Genomic DNA, 18349 nt, shown 5'->3' with positions numbered 1-18349 from the left:
CGGATGCCCCGGCCCTCGCGTACAATTCCTCTCGTCAAGTTGACGTTGCCCGTCTCACCGTTCCGCTGCCGATCACGGCGCGGCGCCTCATCTGGATTCCCATGTCTTACGTCACCAGAAGCCGGCCCGATGGTCGGCTGATTCTGTTGCTCGGTGCGCTCGCCGCATGCGGGCCGATTTCCATCGATATGTATCTGCCGAGCCTGCCGACCATCGCGCAGGCATTCGCGATCAGCACCGGCTCCGCGCAAACCACGCTAACCAGTTTCATGTTCGGCTTTTCGATCGGCATGCTGCTGTACGGTCCGCTGTCGGATACCTATGGCCGGCGGCCGGTGCTGCTGGGCGGCATCATCATGTATGCGCTTGCGAGCGTGGCGTGCGCCCTGTCGTTTTCGATCGGCTCGCTGGTGACGTTCCGCTTCGTGCAGGCGCTCGGTGCGGGCGCGGCTTCGGTGCTGGCGCGCGCCATCGCCCGCGACGCGCACGGTCCGACCGACGCAGCCCGCGTGTTGTCGATGCTCGCCATCGTCACCTCGATCGGGCCGTTGCTTGCGCCGCTGATCGGCGGACAGTTGCTGTTGCTCGGCGGCTGGCGAGTCGTATTCGTCGTGCTGACGCTGTTCGGCACGGTGTGCGCGGTGACCGCGTTCCTCAAGGTGCCGGAAACATGGCCGCGCGAGAAGCGCGCGCATTCGGCGCTGCTGAAATCGTTCGGCGCGTATGGCAAGTTGCTGCGCGATCCGGTGGCGTGGGGGCATATGCTGTGCGGCGGTATGGCGTTCGCGTCGATGTTCGCGTACATCACGGCGACGCCGTTCGTGTACATCGAGTACTTCCATGTATCGGCTCAGCATTACGGCTTTCTGTTCGCGCTGAATATCGTCGGCATCATGTTCGGCAACTTCATGAATACGCGGCTCGTCGGACGGCTTGGCTCGCTGCCGATCATTTCCTTCGCGGCGACTGTGAGCTGCATCGCTTCGCTGTTCGTCTGTCTCGTCTCGCTAACCGGTTGGGGCGGCTTGTGGTCGATCGTCTTCGGCCTGTTCTTCGTGGTCGGCGTGGTGGGTCTGCTGTCGGCAAATTGCACGACCGATCTGATGCATCGCTATCCCGTGAATGCCGGCGCGGCGGCGGCGGTGTTCGGCGCCGTGCAGTTGGCGCTCGGTGCGTTGTCGAGTCTCGCGGTGGGCGTGTGGCAGGACGGCTCGCCCAAGGGCATGGGGATCGTAGTCGGCGTGGCGGGTGTGTTGTGCTACGTCGGGCGGATTCTGGTCGTGCGATGGCACGGCACCAAGGTGCCCGTCGCCGCGGTGTAGGGCAGGTGAGGCGCGCGTAAGCACGGAAGGAAAACACCAGGTGTTGCGCGCGCGCGACCGTGCGTCGCGGGCGGCGTTGCTATGATGGAGTCACTGTTCCTCGGAGCGGCAATCATGGCGATTAGAGACTTGATGAATGGCGAACGGCAACATGCCGCTTTCGCCGAAGCGCAGAAGCTGGCTGACAGCGGCGCCTATCACGATTACACGGACATCGAATACGTCCTGCGCTTTGATTTCGGCTTGTCCGATGTATCCGCGCTGCTCGACAGCCAGCTGATGCATCGCGACCTGAATCGTCGTTGCGCCGACGCACGCGAAAAGCTGGAGATGCTTAGCGTGTGATGCCGATACTTGGGGAGTGGTTTTGATGGCTTCTGGCCAGAACGGCACGAGTGTGCCGCGCATGGAAAATCCTTCCACGCTCGCGAAACCGGGTGGACACTACAGTCACGTCGCCATTGCGAACGGCTTGGTGTTCGTGTCGGGGCAGTTGCCGATCAACGCGCAGGGCGAGAAGCTGGCGGACGCGAGCTTCGAGGTGCAGGCCGAACAGGTCCTCGCCAACGTGCAGGCAGCGCTCGAAGGCGCGGGCAGCAGCATCGCGCAACTGGCGCAGATGCGCGTCTACATCGTCGACGTCGAGCATTGGGCGAGCTTCAATCAGATCTACGCACGGTGGGCCGGCGAGGCACGGCCGGCGCGCGCGGTCGTGCCGGTTCCTCGTCTGCATTACGGATTCAAGATCGAAGTCGAGGCGACGGCGATGCTTTGAGCGGATCGGCTCAATGCACCACTAAGCCGTTGAACTGCGCGTTTGCTATTCCACCGGCGATATTCACGCCGATGTTGCCGCTTGCCCCCGCCATGACGCCTGCACCGAGTCCCGCCGTTGCGCTGCCGTTCAACTGCGCGACGGCGTGCACATTCTGTTGGCTGACAATCTCCGCTTGCGGCGTCGTGATCAAGGCGATCTGATTCGCCTGTGCGTTCAATGCGCCCGCTGCGAGATTGACGCCGATGTTGCCGCTTGCGCCGCGCAAGGCATCTGCGCCGACTGACGCGGACGGCGCACCGAGTGTCGCGCTGCCGCCGATAACCTGAAGATTCGATAGTCTGGCTGAGCCGAATACGGCGGTGCTGTCGTCGGAGAGCGTTGGTGCGGTGCCCGCAAACGCGGACGAGACACTCAGGCACGCGACAGCAGAGATCAAGGCAAGGGCCAAAGAACGGACTTTCATGAGCGCCTCCCGGGCGTTTGAGTTTGTCCACGCATAGCCTTGATATCGACCATGCCGCACGAAAGTTGAGGGAGGACTTCTCCTAACTATTTGCTTGTTGAGACAAACACCTGTTTCAATTTGCATGGATATAAATACGACCTTGTCATCGTGTTCACCTGTTGCAATGGACTCGCACGTCTTCAAAGAAGTCGTGTTCGGCGAAGCCGATTTCTACGTTTCACACCAATACGGATGGCGAAATGAAAGTCCAGCAAATCAACGGACAACTGAACGACTCGAGTCGTGACTTACTGGCGCGCGATAGTGGGCAAGGTGGGACGCCTCGGGTATCGCCGGCGGTTTTCGATACTTCCGATGCCGATGATGCCAGGAACAACAGCTCGGCCGATGCGGACACCGTGCCGAATGCCACGTTGACACCGCCTGCAAATCAAGCGGCCGGCAGCACGTATGTGCAGCAATCGAACGGCGTCGAAAGCGTGTGGAAGCGCGATGAGCGTGACAAGCCCGTTCTGACCGAAGCTTATGGAGCGAATCAGGCGGACGGTTCGCGTGCCAACATTAAGACCACGTTCAGACTGGACGACGACGGCAAGCCTCAACTTGTCGGTGCTCAAGTAGTGCCACGTCGGCTGCATGACAATAGTGAGGACGACACGCAGCTGACCGTGTTCAGACGCGGCTTCGAAGACGGATTCACGCATCCCGGACAAACCATCGGCAAGATCACGGATATGCAAACAGGCAATCGATCGGGCGATGGTGAAAAGGCCGGTGAGAAGGCCGACGGGGTCCTCGAAAGACTGCCGGTGGTCGGCAACGCATTGACGATGACCCGCGGCATCGTTGGGCAAAAAACGTCGGACGGCAGCCCCGAGCTTCCGTCTCCCGATGCTCAGCCGGACGCGCTCGGGGCGACCCGAGCAGCAGGCCGGGTGCGCGAGTTGCCGGAGAGCTTGCCGTCCAAAGCGGCATCGACGAAGCAGACGGGCGCCCATGCAGGAGCGGCAAAGGAGGTGCCCAAAGGACGTAATAATCCGGCTGTTGCGCCTGCTCCGTCGCCGTCGGCCAAACCGCGGGTCGACGCGTCATACATGGATAAAGCGGGGAGTGCCGACGCACAAGGCGGCGGTGCGCCGCAAGCTCGGGAGGCCGGTGCGAACGCGTCGCCCACGACCAGTGCGCCATGGACCGTGCCCGATGGCTACGCGCACAACCCGAGTGGGCAGGTGCGTATGGATCCCGATACTCGCGGCTTATTCCGTGACGACAAGGACCAGGCTTTTATCAAGGCGGGCGATCAAACCTATGCGGTCAGATACGACAAGGACAACGGCACCTGGCGAGCGTATCGTCCCGACGACCCGGCGAAACCGCAATATCCCGTCAAACCGGACGAGCACGGCAACTGGCAAGTGCACAACGACGTCGGTCTCAAGGGTGGGGGCGGAGAGTCGCAACGCCCGGCGATGGGCTGGGCGCAGCAGGGCGACATTCCGCTGCATTTGCAGGCGCGTCAGATGGAATTGCAAAATCAGCGACAACAGTTGCTGCAACAGCGGCAAGACGTGGAACACCAGATCAATCAGTTTCCGGGGCCCGGGAACGCGAATCGGTCAGGGCTGGAGTTGGCGCATCTGCATCACATGCTAACTAGTCGGCGCGATAACCTGACCAATCAGCTGAATCAGTTGGAACAGCAATTACAGCAGGTGCATCAACAGATGCAGCAGCAATAGGCGCTGTTTTGATTCGTGTGGGTTTCGGGTAACGGCGTGGCGAACTGTTCAGCGGTTGGAACTCGGTCCAACCGCTGAGGTTCAAAAGGAATATGTGTGCCGCAGATGCCAGGTCGCGTTGTCCGCAAATTGCCCGGTTCAGGAATCGGAGCGATTCCGATGAGGCAAACCGTTTTGTCTTGGCGGAGGCGGTGAGATTCGAACTCACGGAAAGATTGCTCCTTCGCCGGTTTTCAAGACCGGTGCCTTAAACCACTCGGCCACACCTCCAAGCCCTAAATTGTAACCTGAAAAATCCATGCTGCGGCGCCCGGTGAAGCCGCGATCACTGCGGATCTTTCAGAAACAGCTCCTGCAGATCGTTCAGAAACGCCTGACCGAGTGGCGTCGGCGCAATTTTTTCGTGGTCGCGCGTGATCAGCTTGCGACGTTCGGCCTCCTGCAAGGCCGGCTCGATCGACGTCATGGACAGCCCGGTTCGCTCGATAAAACGATGCACCGGGAAACCTTCCACGAGCCGCAGCGCATTCAGCATGAATTCGAACGGCAGATCGCGCGGTCCGACTTCATGCTCTTCCTGCACCGCCGTGCCGGCCAATGCCTGCTCGATAAACGTGGTGGGATGCTTGTAACGCACCTGGCGCAATACGCGATTTGGAAACGACAGCTTCGTATGCGCGCCTGCCCCGATGCCGAGGTAGTCGCCAAAGCGCCAGTAGTTCAGATTGTGCTTGCTCTGCCGATGCGGCTGCGCATACGCCGACACCTCGTAGCGTCCATAACCGGCCGCCGTCGTGCGTTCGTGAATCCAGTCCTGCATGTCGGCGGAGGCGTCGTCGTCGGGTAGCGCGGGCGGGAATTTCGCAAACAGCGTGTTCGGTTCGAGCGTCAGGTGATACAGCGACAAATGCGGCGGCGCGAACGACAATGCGGTCTCGATGTCCGCCTGGCATTCGGCGAGCGTCTGGCGCGGCAGCGCGAACATCAGATCGAGGTTGAAGTTGTCGAACGTGGTCGCGGCCACTTCCACTGCGTGACGCGCCTGCGTCGAGTCGTGAATCCGGCCGAGCGCCTTCAGATGCGCTTCATTGAAACTCTGGATGCCCACCGACAGCCGGTTCACCCCGCTCGCGCGAAACTGCGCGAACTTGTCGGCTTCGAACGTGCCGGGGTTGGCCTCGAGCGTGATCTCCGCGTCGGCATCGAGCGGCAGCAAGGCGCGGATGTCGGACAGCATGCGGTCGAGTCCCGCAGCGGAAAGCAGGCTAGGCGTGCCCCCGCCGATGAACACCGTATGCACCTGGCGTCCCCAGATCAACGGCAGCGCCAGCTCCAGATCGGCGCGCAGGGCGTCGAGGTACTCTTTCTCCGGAAACGTGTCGCCCTTCCATTCGTGCGAGTTGAAATCGCAGTAAGGGCACTTGCGCACGCACCACGGGAAATGCACATACAAGGCCAGCGGCGGCAGCGAAGTCAGACGAATGCTACCCGGCGACGTGAAGGCCTTGATGACGCCGTTGCCGATATCGGCGGGCGCCGGCTTGATCGGAATCACGCTTCCTCCGTCAAACGCGCGAGCAGTTGCCGCAACGCAATCGCGCGGTGGCTGCTGGCGTTTTTCACCGCTGGTTCGAGTTGCGCGGCGCTCGCGTTCAGCGTCGGCAAAAAGAAGTACGGGTCGTAGCCGAAGCCGTTCTCGCCGCGCGGCGCGTCGAGCATCTCGCCATGCCAGCGACCTTCGGCGATCAGCGGCTCGGGATCGTCCGCGTGACGTACCAAAGCCAGCACGCAGTAGTAATAGGCGCGGCGATCGGCTTCACCCTGCAGGGCGTCCACCAGCCGCGCGTTGTTCGCCGCGTCGCTTTTCTCGCCGCCCGCCAGCTGCGCGTAACGCGCCGAATACACGCCCGGCGCGCCGCGCAGCGCGCGTACGCACAGGCCCGAATCGTCCGCGAGCGCGGGCAGGCCGGTGAGCTTCGCGGCATGGCGCGCCTTGGTCAGCGCGTTTTCGACGAAAGTCGGATGCGGCTCTTCCGCTTCGGGCACGTTCAGCTCGCCCTGGGCAATCAGTTCGATGCCCGCCGCGCCGAGCAGCGCCGCAAACTCCCGCAGCTTGCCCGCGTTGTTCGACGCCAGCACGACTTTCTTCAGCGGCGAGCCGGAAACCAACCCGCCGTCGTTCTGACTGACTTCATTCACTCTTTTGCTCCAGCGCTTCTTTCTGCTTGGCGATCAGCGTGTTGATGCCGTCGCTTGCCAGATCCAGCAGCGCATTCATTTCGTCGCGCGAGAAGGGCTCACCCTCGGCGGTGCCCTGAATTTCGACGAAACCGCCCGCGCCCGTCATCACCACGTTCATGTCGGTGTCGCACTGCGAGTCTTCGTCGTAATCGAGGTCCAGCACCGGCAGGCCGTTGTAGACGCCCACCGAAATAGCCGCGACGTAGTTGCTGATCGGCGAGCTTTCGATGCGGCCCGTGGCCAGCAGCTTGGCCACCGCGTCATGCGCGGCCACGAAGGCACCGGTGATGCTCGCCGTGCGCGTGCCGCCGTCGGCCTGAATCACGTCGCAGTCGATATGCAGCGTACGCGCGCCGAGCTTCTCCAGATCGAACACCGAGCGCAGCGCGCGGCCGATCAAACGCTGGATTTCCTGGGTGCGGCCGGTCTGTTTGCCGCGTGCGGCTTCGCGGTCGCTGCGCGTGTGGGTGGCGCGCGGCAGCATGCCGTATTCGGCGGTCAGCCAGCCCTGGCCGCGGTCGCGCAGGAACGACGGCACGCTCTCGGCGATGCTCGCGGTGCAGATCACTTTGGTGTCGCCGAATTCGACCAGCACCGAGCCCTCCGCATGCTTCGTGTAGTGGCGCGTAATGCGCACGTCGCGCAACTGGTTGGCCTGGCGGCCGCTCGGGCGATGGGTGTTGTTGGTCATGTCGGGATGGGTCAGGAAGAAAGGCAGGAGGGAAACCGCGATTTTACCGCCGATCGGCAAGCGACGGCCGCAGGCCGGTTGCCCGCATGCGCCGGGGCTCTCCACGGGGTCCCATCGGCAAAAATGGGATAATGCAGATTCCCCGCCCCGCGTCTCGTACACGCCGGGCGATTCGACTCTCTGGCCATCGTCAAACGCATGGCCGCAATCGCGAGAAATACGATGATCTACAGCATGACTGGCTATGCGAGCGCCACGCGCGAACTCGTGGCGGCGTCGGGCACCGGCGGCGTGAGCGTCTCGGTCGAACTGCGCACGGTGAACTCGCGGTTTCTCGATCTGAACTTCCGCATGCCGGAAGACGTGCGCGTGTGCGAACCCACGCTGCGTGAAATGCTGATGAACAAGTTGTCGCGCGGCAAGGTGGATATCCGTATCAACCTGCAACGCAGCGAGCAGTCGGCCAACGCCGGTTCGATCAATCGCGACGCCCTGACGCAACTGGCCATGCTCGAACGCACGGTATTGTCGACGTTTCCGGAAGCGGGCCGTTTGCGCACCGGCGAAATTCTGCGCTGGCCGGGCGTGCTGGCCGAGACCGGCGTGGCACCGGAAGTGTTGCGCGAGGCGGTGCTCGCCTGCGGCAAACAGGCCATCACCGATCTGATCGACGTGCGGGCCCGCGAAGGCGCGCAACTGGCGACCATGCTGATCGCCAACGTCACCGAAATGGAAGCGATCGTCACGAAGATCACGCCGCTCGTGCCGGAACTGATCACGAAGCATCAGCAGAAGATTGTCGAGCGACTGCAGGAAGCGCTGGGCATCGCCGCGCCGGATACGGCGGCGACCAGCGTGTCGCGCGAAGAGATCAACGAGCGGATTCGCCAGGAAGTGACGATGTATGGCATTCGCATCGACATCGCGGAAGAACTGTCGCGCCTCACCGCGCACCTGAACGAAACGCGTCACGTGATCCAGAAGGGCGGCAAGGTCGGCAAGCGCCTCGACTTCATGATGCAGGAACTCAATCGCGAAGCGAATACGCTCGGTTCGAAGGCGGCCGCGAAGGAACTGGCGGATTCGTCGATGACCCTGAAGCTGCTCATCGAACAGATGCGCGAGCAAGTACAGAATCTGGAATAAAGCGGGAGCACCACCAACATGACCGACCACACACGCGACTCCGGCGCGCCGCGCAATCCGTACGCCGGCTCCTACCCCGGCAATCTGTTCATGGTTGTCGCGCCTTCGGGCGCGGGCAAGTCGACGCTCGTGAACGCGCTGCTCGCCGGCGACGACGCGATCCGTCTGTCGATTTCGTACACCACGCGCCCGCCGCGTCCGAAAGAGCAGGACGGCGAGCATTACCACTTCACCACCGTCGACGACTTCATGAAGCGTCACGACACCGGTGAGTTTCTCGAAAGCGCGGAAGTGCACGGCAACTACTACGGCACTTCGCGCGTGTGGATCGAGGAACAGATGAAAAGCGGCCATGACGTGCTGCTCGAAATCGACTGGCAAGGCGCGCAGCAGGTGAAGAAGCAGTTTCACAACGCAGTGGAAATTTTCATCCTGCCGCCGTCGCTCGAAGCGCTCGAAGAGCGTCTGAAGAAACGCGGCCAGGACGAGCCGAACGTGATCACGCGCCGGCTGCTCGCAGCCGGTAGCGAGATGGCGCACGCGGCCGAAGCGGAGTACGTGGTGATCAACGAGAAGTTCGAGCGCGCTCTGAGCGAACTGCAGTGCCTCGTGGCCGCCACGCGCTCGCGCTTCGCGTCGCAATACGCGCGCCACACGCAGCTTTTCGTGCAGCTCGGCATTCACCTGCCGCATGCGTGAGCGCGGCGGTGTGTCGAGCACATAAGGTAGAATAAGCAACATACTGAGAAGGAACCCAACATGGCCCGCATTACCGTCGAAGACTGCCTCAAACAGATCCCGAACCGTTTCGAACTCGCGCTTGCCGCGACCTATCGCGCGCGTCAGCTCGCGCAAGGTCACACGCCGAAGATCGAAAGCCGTGATAAGCCCACGGTCGTCGCACTGCGCGAAATCGCAGCCGGCATGGTTGGCGTCGAAATGCTGAAGAAGGTGCCGGTTTAAGGCGCACGGTTCTGTTTTCGATTGCCGGCATTGGCCACACGCATTTGCAGCATGTAGTTGAATCAACGAGCAGACCGGCGTCCAACCCTAACCGCTACGGAGGCGACCATGAGTACTACCCCGCCCACCGCCACGGAAGTGGAACACGACGCCGACTCACCCTCGTCCGCACGCAAGTACATCGACGCGGTCCTCGAACAGTCGTTTCGCCATCTGTTCGGGCCGACCGCCACGCCGGAGCAACCGCGCCGGCATGACGTCGTTTCGATTGCCAAGCTGACGTCCGCCTTATCCGCCTATCTGCAGCCGGAAGAGATCAAGGACATCAAGGCGGCCTTTCATTTCAGCGACGAAGCCCACCTCGGCCAGTACCGCCAGAGTGGCGAGCCTTACATCACGCATCCTGTCGCCGTCGCGGAAATCTGCGCCGGCTGGAATCTCGACGCCCAGTCGATCATGGCGGCGCTGCTGCATGACGTGATGGAAGACCAGGGCGTGACCAAGGCCGAGCTTGCCGAGCCGTTCGGTACGAAGGTCGCGGAACTGGTCGACGGCTTGTCGAAGCTGGACAAGATGGAGTTTCGCAATCGCGAAGAGGCGCAAGCGGAGAACTTCCGCAAGATGCTGCTCGCGATGGCGCGCGACGTCCGCGTGATTCTGGTGAAGCTTGCCGACCGGCTGCACAACATGCGCACGCTCGGTGCGGTGCCGCCCGCCAAACGCCGTCGTGTCGCGCGCGAAACGCTGGATATCTACGCACCGATCGCGCATCGGCTTGGCCTGAATAACACCTATCGCGAATTGCAGGATCTGAGCTTCGCGAACTTCAATCCGCATCGCTACGCCGTGCTCGAAAAGGCCGTCAAGGCCGCGCGTGGCAATCGGCGCGAAGTGGTGGGGAAGATTCTGGAGTCGGTGCAGCGCGCCATTACCGAGGCGAAGCTCGACGCCGAAGTCACTGGCCGCGAGAAAACCATCTTCAGCATTTACAAGAAGATGCGCGACAAGCAGTTGTCGTTCTCGCAGGTGCTCGACGTTTATGGTTTCCGCGTGGTGGTGGAAAGCGCGCTGGAGTGCTACACCTGCATCGGCGCGCTGCATGCGCTCTACAAACCGGTGCCGGGCAAGTTCAAGGACTACATCGCGATCCCGAAGGTGAACGGCTATCAGTCGTTGCACACCACGCTGGTCGGCCCGTTCGGCGCGCCAATCGAGTTTCAGGTGCGTACGCGCAAGATGCACGAGATCGCCGAAGCAGGCGTGGCTGCGCACTGGTTGTACAAGAACGGCAGCGCGGACCTGAACGATGTGCAAAAGCGCGCGCATCAGTGGCTCAAGTCGCTGCTCGACATTCAGAGCGAAGCGGGCGATTCGAGCGAATTCCTCGAGCACGTCAAGATCGATCTGTTTCCGGATGCGGTCTACGTGTTCACGCCGAAGTCGAAGATCATGGCGCTGCCGCGCGGCGCCACGGCGCTCGACTTCGCGTATTCGATCCACAGCGACCTGGGCAACCAGTGCGTCGCGGTGAAGATCAACAACGAGCTTTTGCCCCTGCGTACCGAGTTGAAGAGCGGCGATATCGTCGAAGTCATCACGGCGCCGTATTCGAAGCCGAATCCGGCGTGGCTCGGTTTCGTGCGCAGCGGCAAGGCCCGTTCGGCGATTCGCCATTATCTGAAGACCATGCGGCTGAACGAGTCCGTGCAGCTCGGCGAGCGGCTGGTCGACCAGGCGCTCAAGGGTTACGGACTGGCGCTGTCGGATGTCACGCCGGAAGCGTGGGAAAAACTGGTGCAGTGGACGGGCAACAAGAACCGTCAGGAAATTTTCGCGGACATCGGCTTGGGCCGGCGTGTCGCGGCCGTCATGGCCAAGCGCATCGAAGTGCTGATGAGCGGCCGCGACGCCGACGATGACGGCTCGCGCTCCAATTCCGATTTGCCGCATGCGCCGCCGGTCGTTATCACGGGCACCGAGGGCATGTCGGTGCAATTGTCCGCGTGCTGCCGTCCGATTCCGGGCGACGACATCATGGGCTATATCGGTATCGGCCTCGGCATGGCGATTCACACCACCGATTGCCGCGTCGCGCAGCGAATCCATAAGCGCGATCCGGGTCGCTGGATCGATGTGGCGTGGGCGCCGCAACCGGGGCGTCTGTTCGACGTCGCCGTGAAGGTGCTGGTGAAGAACACCAAGGGTGTGTTCGCCCGCGTCGCGGCGGATATTACTTCGGCGGATGCGAACATCGTCCACATCGCGATGGACGAAGACCTGTCGCAGGAATCCACCGTGCTGCGCTTCGTGATTCAGGTGAGCGATCGTGTCCATCTGGCCAATGTCATGCGCCGGGTGCGCACGAACCCTGACGTCATGCGCATTGCGCGGGAGCGGCCGAGCGAAGAGGGCCATCATCGTCATGATGGTGGGATGCGTATCGACCGCGAGCGGGCGGATTACTGATCCGGCGTTGGCTTGAGGACGGCTGAGCTCGTTTTGCGGCTTCAGGAGCCATCGTCAAGCGGCGTTGCCGGAATCTGAACGCCCTTGCGGCAGGCGGGTCCCACCTGTTTTTCAGGGAGGACGCTTATGAACGTAGCTGATCTCACCGGCCTTGCGCTCGACTATTGGGTCGCCCGCAGCCTGCACGACTTCGTGCGCGAAATCCACTTTACCGATAGCGGCGAAACTGTCTCGGTTCGCGGCAATGATCGCGGCCGTCCGTGGGATGGGCGTTTCACGCCCTCTACGTCATGGGAGGCCGCGGCAACGGTGCTGGAGCGCGCACAACGGCTGGAAGTGCGGGAGCGAACCCATCAGGGTGCGGCTTACTGCGTCGCGGAATTCGAGGGCTCGCATCGAACCGCGGAAGGGCGTGGCGACTCGTTGCGCGTCGCGCTGCTACGAGCGTTCGTACAAAGCCGTTTCGGCGACACCGTGGACGACGTGCTGCACGAGGCACAAGCCGTGACCGGCGACACAGCGCGGACGATCGGCGAGGAAATGGAGCGGGGTTCGTTCGCGGAAGAGTCGGACCCGGACGGGGAGATTGGCGATATCCAGTCGGCGCCAAGATAAGAGCGGGAGCGGTGCGTCGCCGGGAGCGTCCGGCGGCGGTGCGGTTTTTTCGCTCGACCGAAGACTGGCGGCAAAACTGCGGCACAAAAACAAAGGGCCTTCCGATCGGAAGGCCCTTCATAAGTGGTGCGGCTGGCAGGATTCGAACCCACGACCCCTTGGTTCGTAGCCAAGTACTCTATCCATCTGAGCTACAGCCGCACGCAGAAACGAGATTATAGCAAAGGTTTTGAAAAAGGGAAGCGTGTAAGTGCGATTTGTCTCATTGCCCCAATCGTGTACCCTTGATAGGCAGTCGCTTGCTGCAGTCAACGGAAGATCATGAACAAGGCCTTTGTCAAAGAGTCGAGTGAAGAGAACGACGACGACCTCGACGTCGCCCAGCCGGAAATCCCGGCGGGTACCAAAAACTACATCACGCCCGCCGGCTACCGGCGCATGCGCGATGAACTCCTGCATCTGATCGACGTCGACCGGCCTGAAGTGGTCAAGCTGGTGTCGTGGGCGGCCTCGAACGGCGATCGTTCGGAAAATGGCGATTACATCTACGGGAAGCGTCGCTTGCGCGAAATCGACCGGCGAATCTATTTCCTGACCAAGCGTCTCGACATTGCGGAGGTCGTGGACAGCAGTAAGCAGGAGAACGTCGATCAGGTGTTCTTCGGTGCGACCGTGGAATACGCGTCGGAAGACGGCGAGGTGCAGACGGTGACGATTGTCGGCGTCGACGAGGTCGATCTGGATATCGGGCACGTGAGCTGGATCTCGCCGGTGGCACGCGCGCTGTTGAAGGCGAAGATCGGCGACACGGTCACCTTGCACACCCCGGCAGGGCCGCAGGCGATCGACATACTCGACGTCAAGTATCCGCCGCCCGGCGGTGACAGCTAGCGGTTGCTGGCCGCAGGCAGAGCGATGTGATATTGCGGCGCATAAAAAAAGGCGCCGCGAACGGCGCCTTCGATACGGGGGGTGGTACTTGCCGTATTAGAAGCGGTGACGCAGACCTGCGGTAACAGCGACCTGCTTGTTGTTGCCCGAGGCGGACAGACCGTTGATGTCGGCGTCGACGATGGCGCCTTCGTTGGCCTGCTGGTATTCGCCTTGCAGGTACACGTCGGTACGCTTGGACAGTGCGTACGCCGTTTGCAGGTTGAACTGGTTCCAGTGCGGGCTCGTGCCTGCCAGACTCGCCTTGGTGTAGGTGTACGAACCAGCGATGCTGACCGCCGGCGTCAGAGCGTAGCGAAGGTTGCCTTCGAAGTTCTGGAAGTGAGCGCTGCTGCCGCCGAAGCCGATACCGCCCGTTTGACCCGACGCACCTGCGCCGATGCCAGCCAGGCCCGACAGGTTGGTTTGCGAGTACACGAGGCCGACGGTTGCCGGGCCGAACGCGTAGTTCGCGCCTGCGCCCCACGTTTGCTGACGGGCAGCAAAGAACGTGTTGTCGCTCGATACCGCGCCGCCCGAGTTGAACGCAGCAGCCGCGCCGGTCGCGCCGTTGCTGTTCAGTTGCAGGTAAGCCGCTGCGAGGTTCAGGCCGCCCCAGTTGTACGACGCACCCGCGCTATAAGCGCGGTTGTTTGCGAAACCGTCAGCCTGATTCGAGAAGCCGTACAACGCGCCGAACTTGAAGCCGCCGTAGTTCACGCTTTGGTACTTGACCGAGTTGTTGACGCGGAACGAGTTGTTCAGGTTGTCGTTGTCGAACGGGTGAGCGAACTGGGTGCCACCGTATTGCGTGCCGGTCAGTGCCAGCGGGCCGACGTAGTCGACCATGCTGTCATATTGACGACCGAGGGTCACGGCGCCGAACTGGGTGCTCGACAGGCCGACGAACGCCTGGCGGCCGAATTCGCGGCCGCCTTGCTTCAGCGTGCCGTCATTGATGCCGAAGCCGTTTTCCAACGTGAAAATCGCCTTCAGACCGCCGCCCAGATCTTCCGAGCCGCGCAAACCCCAGCGGCTGCCGTTAACCGAACCGGAAGTTTCTTGCCAGTTGCTGTGGCCATGCTGATTGTTAGTGTAGGTAATGCCGGCGTCGATCAAGCCGTACAGCGTGACGCTGCTCTGGGCGTGTGCTGCCGTTGCAAAAACGCCCGTAAGGGCCGCGACCATAAGAGTCTTTTTCATCTTCTACTCCGAGAGCGAGAGTGGGTTTTTAACCCTGGCTTAGGGAGACCTTCACGCGGGTGCTGCGAGAGGCTAAATCCGTGTGAAAAGCGCTGAATAAAATTCGCGCCGGTTTCCTGTTACGCAGAGTGTAGAGAGAGGTCCCGGCAATTGGACGTTCCGATTTCGGCAATAAAGTATTACGCGATTAGAAACGATGTGCGAATGCCATCGAAGCCTTATAGATAAAGGCTTCCGGCGGTATCGAGGGAGTGAGAGGCGACGAGTGAATCAGTTTGCGTTGCTCGTTAGCTACAGTAATCGACGCAAAAAAACAACGCAACAAATCGTAAAAATTGATTGTTGTTGTTAGTGAAATAGATGATTGTTATTTATGTGAATAATCGAAATGAGATGGGCCGCTATACTGAAACTTCTGCTTTCCGAAGCAGACTTTTTCGTTGACGAAAAAGATCTCCAAACCTTTGTCGGCGCGACTTCCCAGTCGCGCTTTTTTTTCGTCTTTCCCGTCACGAACCGCCGCGGTCGATCAGTGTGCCGCCGCAGCCGCGTCCACTTCGTTCCAATCGGTGGAATTGGAGACGCTCCAATCTTCCATGACGTAGTGGCGCGCGTCCATGGGGGACGACAGCAGGTTTTGCCAGTGATCTCCGTGCCACATGGGATCGAATTCAAACAGCGATGGCGCGCTGACGGCTGGATCCGACTGTGCAGAAGCGGGTTTTGCGTGTGACTGAGTCAGCCAGGTGACGAGGCGGCGAATTTCGTTGAACAGCATGGCAATCTCCCAAAACGCATTACTACGACGGCATGATTTCAATCATGCGGGGACGCGTGCGGTGCAACAACCCGGACAAACACTTACCAAAAACAAAGTTTGTTACATATGACATGCCGCGAGTCGTAATTTTTCCCTTTACTCAGCATGATCGCGCTAATAGAGGTAATATTGACTTGATCTTTATTCAGCGCATCCTGAATATGCTTTAAAGATTTTTATTCTGGCCGCCCGGCATTATCTTGATGCGCGATAAGTGCATACCGAAAATTTGCTTGACGGTTATTCTTCGTTCCCCGTATAACGGCAATTCTGAATTTCAGCCACTTGATGGCGGCGGATTTCAGTGTGAGGGCAATGCCCGATTTTAATAAATCATCGAGGAAAACTGGAACATGGAAACCGGTATCGTCAAATGGTTCAACGATGCTAAGGGCTTTGGCTTCATCACATCGGATTCGGGTGGCGACGACCTGTTCGCACACTTTTCGGAGATTCGTGCCGACGGCTTCAAGTCGCTGAAGGAAAACCAGCGCGTGTCGTTCGAGGTCAAGGCGGGCCCGAAGGGCAAGCAGGCAGCGAATATTCAGCCGCTGTAACAGACGGCGCCGCACTCTGGCGCGGCGTGGTCGTGCGACCAGCTTGTGCAAGCCAAAGCCCTCGCTCGATGCGAGGGCTTTTTTATCATTTGGTTTTTTGGTCGCGCGAGATAAACAGGCATCAACTATCTGGTCCGGATTAACAGGCCGGACGGCTCGACGCGCGCCGCGCCGACACAGGATGCGGGTGCGTAGCGGCCAACTGGTGCATACTTCCCGCAAAGCCACGCGTCCAAAGTCTCTCTTTCCATGTCTGAACAGTTTTTGCTGGAACCGGCCCTGAATGGCCCGATTGCCTTCGTCGACCTTGAAACCACCGGCGGTTCCACCAGTGAGCATCGCATTACCGAAGTCGGCGTGGTCGAAATAGGGCCCGCCGGCGTATCGCGCTGGAGCAGCCTCGTCGATCCGCAGCAGCCGATTCCATCGTTCATCCAGCAACTCACCGGCATCACCAACGCGATGGTGCAGGGCGCGCCGACCTTCGATCAGATCGCCCCGGCACTGTTCGAACGCCTCAACGGTAAGCTCTTCGTGGCGCACAACGCGAGTTTCGATCGGGGTTTCCTGCGCGGCGAGTTTCGCCGGGTCGGCCTTGCTTTCGATCCGGACGTGTTGTGTACCGTGCGCCTGTCGCGCGCGCTGTTCCCGGCAGAAAAACGTCATGGCCTCGACGCGCTGGTGGAGCGTCACGCGCTCGTGCCGTCCGATCGTCACCGCGCGCTCGCCGATGCCGATCTGATCTGGCAATTCTGGCAGCGTCTGCACGGTCTCGTGCCGCTGGAAGTGTTGCGCGCGCAAATCGAGCGCACGACGCGACGCTACCGTTTGGCCGGCGACATCACCGAAGATTTGCTCGACACCGCGCCGGCAGGATGCGGCGTGTACGCGTTTTATGGCGAGGAGGATCTGCCGCTGTATGTCGGACGGAGCGTGCGTGTGCGTCAGCGCCTGCGCTCGCATCTGACCGGCGAGAAGCGCTCGTCGAAGGATGTCCGGCTTGCACAGCAGGTGCGGCGGGTCGAATGGCGTGCGACGGGCGGCGAATTGGGCGCAATGCTCGCGGAAGCGCAATGGATCGCGACCTTGCGTCCCGGCCACAATCGCGTGCCGCGTGTCACGAAGAGCGATCCTGCGGATGCGCCGTGGCCGTTCCAGGGGCCCATCGTGTTCGAGGAGCGCGAGGACGCATCGCCGGCGCGCGCATTTCATGTCGTCGACGGCTGGCGTTACATCGGTCATGCGCCTTCGCTGGCCCAAGCCGCGCAGCTTCACGCGACGAGCGTCGTCGGGCCATTCGAATTGTCGACGTATCGCATCTTGCAGAGTCACCTCGCGCGAGGCCTGCGCGTAATGCCGCTGAGCGTGTCGAGCGGCGCGCCCGCTGCGAGCCTCGCCTGATAGGGCAGGTGGCCCGCTTGCTCAGCGAGCGGGTGATGGACCTGTTGCGCCCGTCTGCGTCTCAAGCCGTGTGTTGCGGCGGGTTATGTCCAAAGCAGAATTCAACCGTCCGCGCTGCCGCGAGAGCCGAACTTGCGGCAGGGACGCCTGCGTCGCGAACGCGCGGAATCGTTTAGCCCGTCGCCCCCACACCACCTGTTTCGCACACGTGCCCTAGCGCCCGAGTGAGCGCGCTCGAGCGCGTCGAGTCATAACGTGTCAGAGACCGCCAGTTAGCCAGCGCGCGCGCGACTCGGGATGGGCAATCCGGCGCGCTTCTTAGCGGCTGGACCTGTGCTAAGCCGGCCATCAGCGATTTCGTCAACCGGTCCAGTTGAGGCCGTGTGCTGCCGGCAAGATCGGGAGCGGGGCCTTGCGGCGGCTGCGTCGCGTGCCAGTCGGCGAACAGCGCGTTCTGCACGTCCTTGCTGGCGTCGATCTGATCCTGGAAGAAAGCGCGGGCAAACGCAGGGTCGACGTTCGCCGCCGCAGCGCGTTTCCCGACGTCGGCGAGCAGCGCGTTCTCTCGCGGCGTATCGGTGATCGCCTGATGGTTCGCCCATTTCCAGCGTGCCACGGGTTCGGCCAGCGCGAGGCGCTGTGACGCCAGTCCGATCAGATTGGTGAGGGCGGTGTCGTCGCCATCCGCGAGAGCGGGAGTCGACACAAAGGCAAGCGGGACGAAGGACGCGAGCGCGCAGACGGCAGCGAAACGGAACGAACGATTCATGGAGGAGTGCAGCGGCGCGGCGGCCGGCAAAGAAAACCAGAAGAATAGACGATGCCTGGCGAGCGCAGGCATTTTCGGCGCAGAAGGCCGGCGGCGAAACATATTTGCGCGCGCTCGCGGAAGCGTGCAAGACCGGACGCCGGACCGCGTGGCGGCGTCAGAGCAATCAGGCGATCCCGTTCGATGTCATGAATCGCGCATCAGCCATGTACGCGGACGTGCATGAACCGACGTCGCGTGCG

Annotated in this window: 19 protein-coding genes and 2 tRNA genes; 12 read left to right on the top strand and 9 right to left on the bottom strand. The window is 61.5% G+C overall.

The annotated features are described in order from the left end of the window. The first annotated feature begins 101 nt into the window (after positions 1-101). The 3 genes from FQ705_RS05690 to FQ705_RS05680 all read left to right on the top strand — a co-directional run bounded on the left by FQ705_RS05690 (position 102) and on the right by FQ705_RS05680 (position 2097). Entirely contained in the window at positions 102-1322 is a 1221-nt protein-coding gene (locus tag FQ705_RS05690) for a Bcr/CflA family multidrug efflux MFS transporter (protein WP_144138434.1), read from the top strand. A 114-nt stretch (positions 1323-1436) separates the two neighbouring features. Then, positions 1437-1667, top strand: a complete 231-nt coding sequence (locus FQ705_RS05685; RefSeq protein WP_144138433.1) for a hypothetical protein — start codon at positions 1437-1439, stop codon at positions 1665-1667. A gap of 25 nt (positions 1668-1692) precedes the next feature. Then, the gene (locus tag FQ705_RS05680) at positions 1693-2097 is read left to right on the top strand and encodes a RidA family protein (protein WP_144138432.1); all 405 of its coding nucleotides are present in this window, start codon (positions 1693-1695) and stop codon (positions 2095-2097) included. A 10-nt stretch (positions 2098-2107) separates the two neighbouring features. Here FQ705_RS05680 and FQ705_RS05675 read toward each other — a convergent pair whose 3' ends face one another. Further along, positions 2108-2563: a hypothetical protein gene (locus tag FQ705_RS05675; RefSeq protein WP_144138431.1), complete on the bottom strand. Its 456-nt coding sequence runs from the start codon at positions 2561-2563 to the stop codon at positions 2108-2110. A 401-nt stretch (positions 2564-2964) separates the two neighbouring features. Between FQ705_RS05675 and FQ705_RS05670 the strand changes: the two genes are divergently transcribed. Further along, positions 2965-4305, top strand: a complete 1341-nt coding sequence (locus FQ705_RS05670) for a hypothetical protein (RefSeq protein ID WP_186307799.1) — start codon at positions 2965-2967, stop codon at positions 4303-4305. Between the two features lie 180 nt (positions 4306-4485). Here the strand turns inward: FQ705_RS05670 and FQ705_RS05665 are convergent. From FQ705_RS05665 to rph, 4 genes are all read right to left on the bottom strand, one after another. Beyond that, a tRNA-Ser gene (locus FQ705_RS05665) sits at positions 4486-4575 on the bottom strand. Positions 4576-4630: 55 nt separating this feature from the next. Beyond that, on the bottom strand, positions 4631-5860 hold the full coding sequence (gene hemW / locus FQ705_RS05660) for a radical SAM family heme chaperone HemW (protein WP_144138429.1): 1230 nt from the start codon (positions 5858-5860) through the stop codon (positions 4631-4633). Further along, complete coding sequence (gene rdgB / locus FQ705_RS05655; RefSeq protein ID WP_144138428.1) at positions 5857-6504, bottom strand: RdgB/HAM1 family non-canonical purine NTP pyrophosphatase; 648 nt, start codon at positions 6502-6504, stop codon at positions 5857-5859. Before rdgB ends, hemW begins: the two co-directional genes overlap by 4 nt. After that, the gene (gene rph, locus FQ705_RS05650) at positions 6497-7237 is read right to left on the bottom strand and encodes a ribonuclease PH (RefSeq protein ID WP_144138427.1); all 741 of its coding nucleotides are present in this window, start codon (positions 7235-7237) and stop codon (positions 6497-6499) included. Before rph ends, rdgB begins: the two co-directional genes overlap by 8 nt. A 222-nt stretch (positions 7238-7459) precedes the next feature. On the opposite strand from rph, the gene FQ705_RS05645 reads away from it, so the two are divergent. From FQ705_RS05645 to FQ705_RS05625, 5 genes are all read left to right on the top strand, one after another. Beyond that, positions 7460-8383, top strand: a complete 924-nt coding sequence (locus FQ705_RS05645; RefSeq protein ID WP_144138426.1) for a YicC/YloC family endoribonuclease — start codon at positions 7460-7462, stop codon at positions 8381-8383. Positions 8384-8401: 18 nt separating this feature from the next. Then, positions 8402-9082, top strand: a complete 681-nt coding sequence (gene gmk / locus FQ705_RS05640; protein ID WP_144138425.1) for a guanylate kinase — start codon at positions 8402-8404, stop codon at positions 9080-9082. 60 nt (positions 9083-9142) lie between these two features. Continuing rightward, complete coding sequence (gene rpoZ / locus FQ705_RS05635) at positions 9143-9346, top strand: DNA-directed RNA polymerase subunit omega (RefSeq protein WP_073427086.1); 204 nt, start codon at positions 9143-9145, stop codon at positions 9344-9346. A 108-nt stretch (positions 9347-9454) separates the two neighbouring features. After that, entirely contained in the window at positions 9455-11812 is a 2358-nt protein-coding gene (locus tag FQ705_RS05630) for a RelA/SpoT family protein (protein WP_144138424.1), read from the top strand. A gap of 126 nt (positions 11813-11938) precedes the next feature. Continuing rightward, the gene (locus FQ705_RS05625; protein ID WP_144138423.1) at positions 11939-12427 is read left to right on the top strand and encodes a phage protein NinX family protein; all 489 of its coding nucleotides are present in this window, start codon (positions 11939-11941) and stop codon (positions 12425-12427) included. Between the two features lie 124 nt (positions 12428-12551). Here FQ705_RS05625 and FQ705_RS05620 read toward each other — a convergent pair. Further along, positions 12552-12628, bottom strand: a tRNA-Arg gene (locus FQ705_RS05620). A gap of 120 nt (positions 12629-12748) precedes the next feature. Here FQ705_RS05620 and greB point away from each other — a divergent pair. Next, positions 12749-13318, top strand: coding sequence for a transcription elongation factor GreB (gene greB, locus FQ705_RS05615; protein WP_144138422.1), 570 nt, complete (start codon positions 12749-12751; stop codon positions 13316-13318). A gap of 96 nt (positions 13319-13414) precedes the next feature. On the opposite strand, the gene FQ705_RS05610 is transcribed toward greB, so the two are convergent. Both FQ705_RS05610 and FQ705_RS05605 read right to left on the bottom strand, forming a co-directional pair. Beyond that, positions 13415-14560: a porin gene (locus FQ705_RS05610; protein ID WP_144138421.1), complete on the bottom strand. Its 1146-nt coding sequence runs from the start codon at positions 14558-14560 to the stop codon at positions 13415-13417. A gap of 529 nt (positions 14561-15089) precedes the next feature. Next, the gene (locus FQ705_RS05605; protein ID WP_144138420.1) at positions 15090-15338 is read right to left on the bottom strand and encodes a hypothetical protein; all 249 of its coding nucleotides are present in this window, start codon (positions 15336-15338) and stop codon (positions 15090-15092) included. A gap of 395 nt (positions 15339-15733) precedes the next feature. On the opposite strand from FQ705_RS05605, the gene FQ705_RS05600 reads away from it, so the two are divergent. Continuing rightward, complete coding sequence (locus FQ705_RS05600; RefSeq protein ID WP_144138419.1) at positions 15734-15937, top strand: cold-shock protein; 204 nt, start codon at positions 15734-15736, stop codon at positions 15935-15937. 249 nt (positions 15938-16186) lie between these two features. Beyond that, positions 16187-17338 (top strand): exonuclease domain-containing protein, encoded by a 1152-nt coding sequence (locus FQ705_RS05595; protein ID WP_144138418.1) that lies wholly within the window; start codon positions 16187-16189, stop codon positions 17336-17338. Between the two features lie 172 nt (positions 17339-17510). Here the strand turns inward: FQ705_RS05595 and FQ705_RS05590 are convergent, their stop codons facing one another. Next, positions 17511-18107, bottom strand: a complete 597-nt coding sequence (locus tag FQ705_RS05590; protein WP_144138417.1) for a chorismate mutase — start codon at positions 18105-18107, stop codon at positions 17511-17513. Positions 18108-18349: the final 242 nt, after the last annotated feature.

This window comes from Paraburkholderia sp. BCC1884 (assembly GCF_900996225.1).
Taxonomy (GTDB): Bacteria; Pseudomonadota; Gammaproteobacteria; order Burkholderiales; family Burkholderiaceae; genus Paraburkholderia.
The sequence above is the reverse complement of the archived record's forward strand: the minus strand, read 5'-3'. Positions and strand labels throughout refer to the sequence as shown.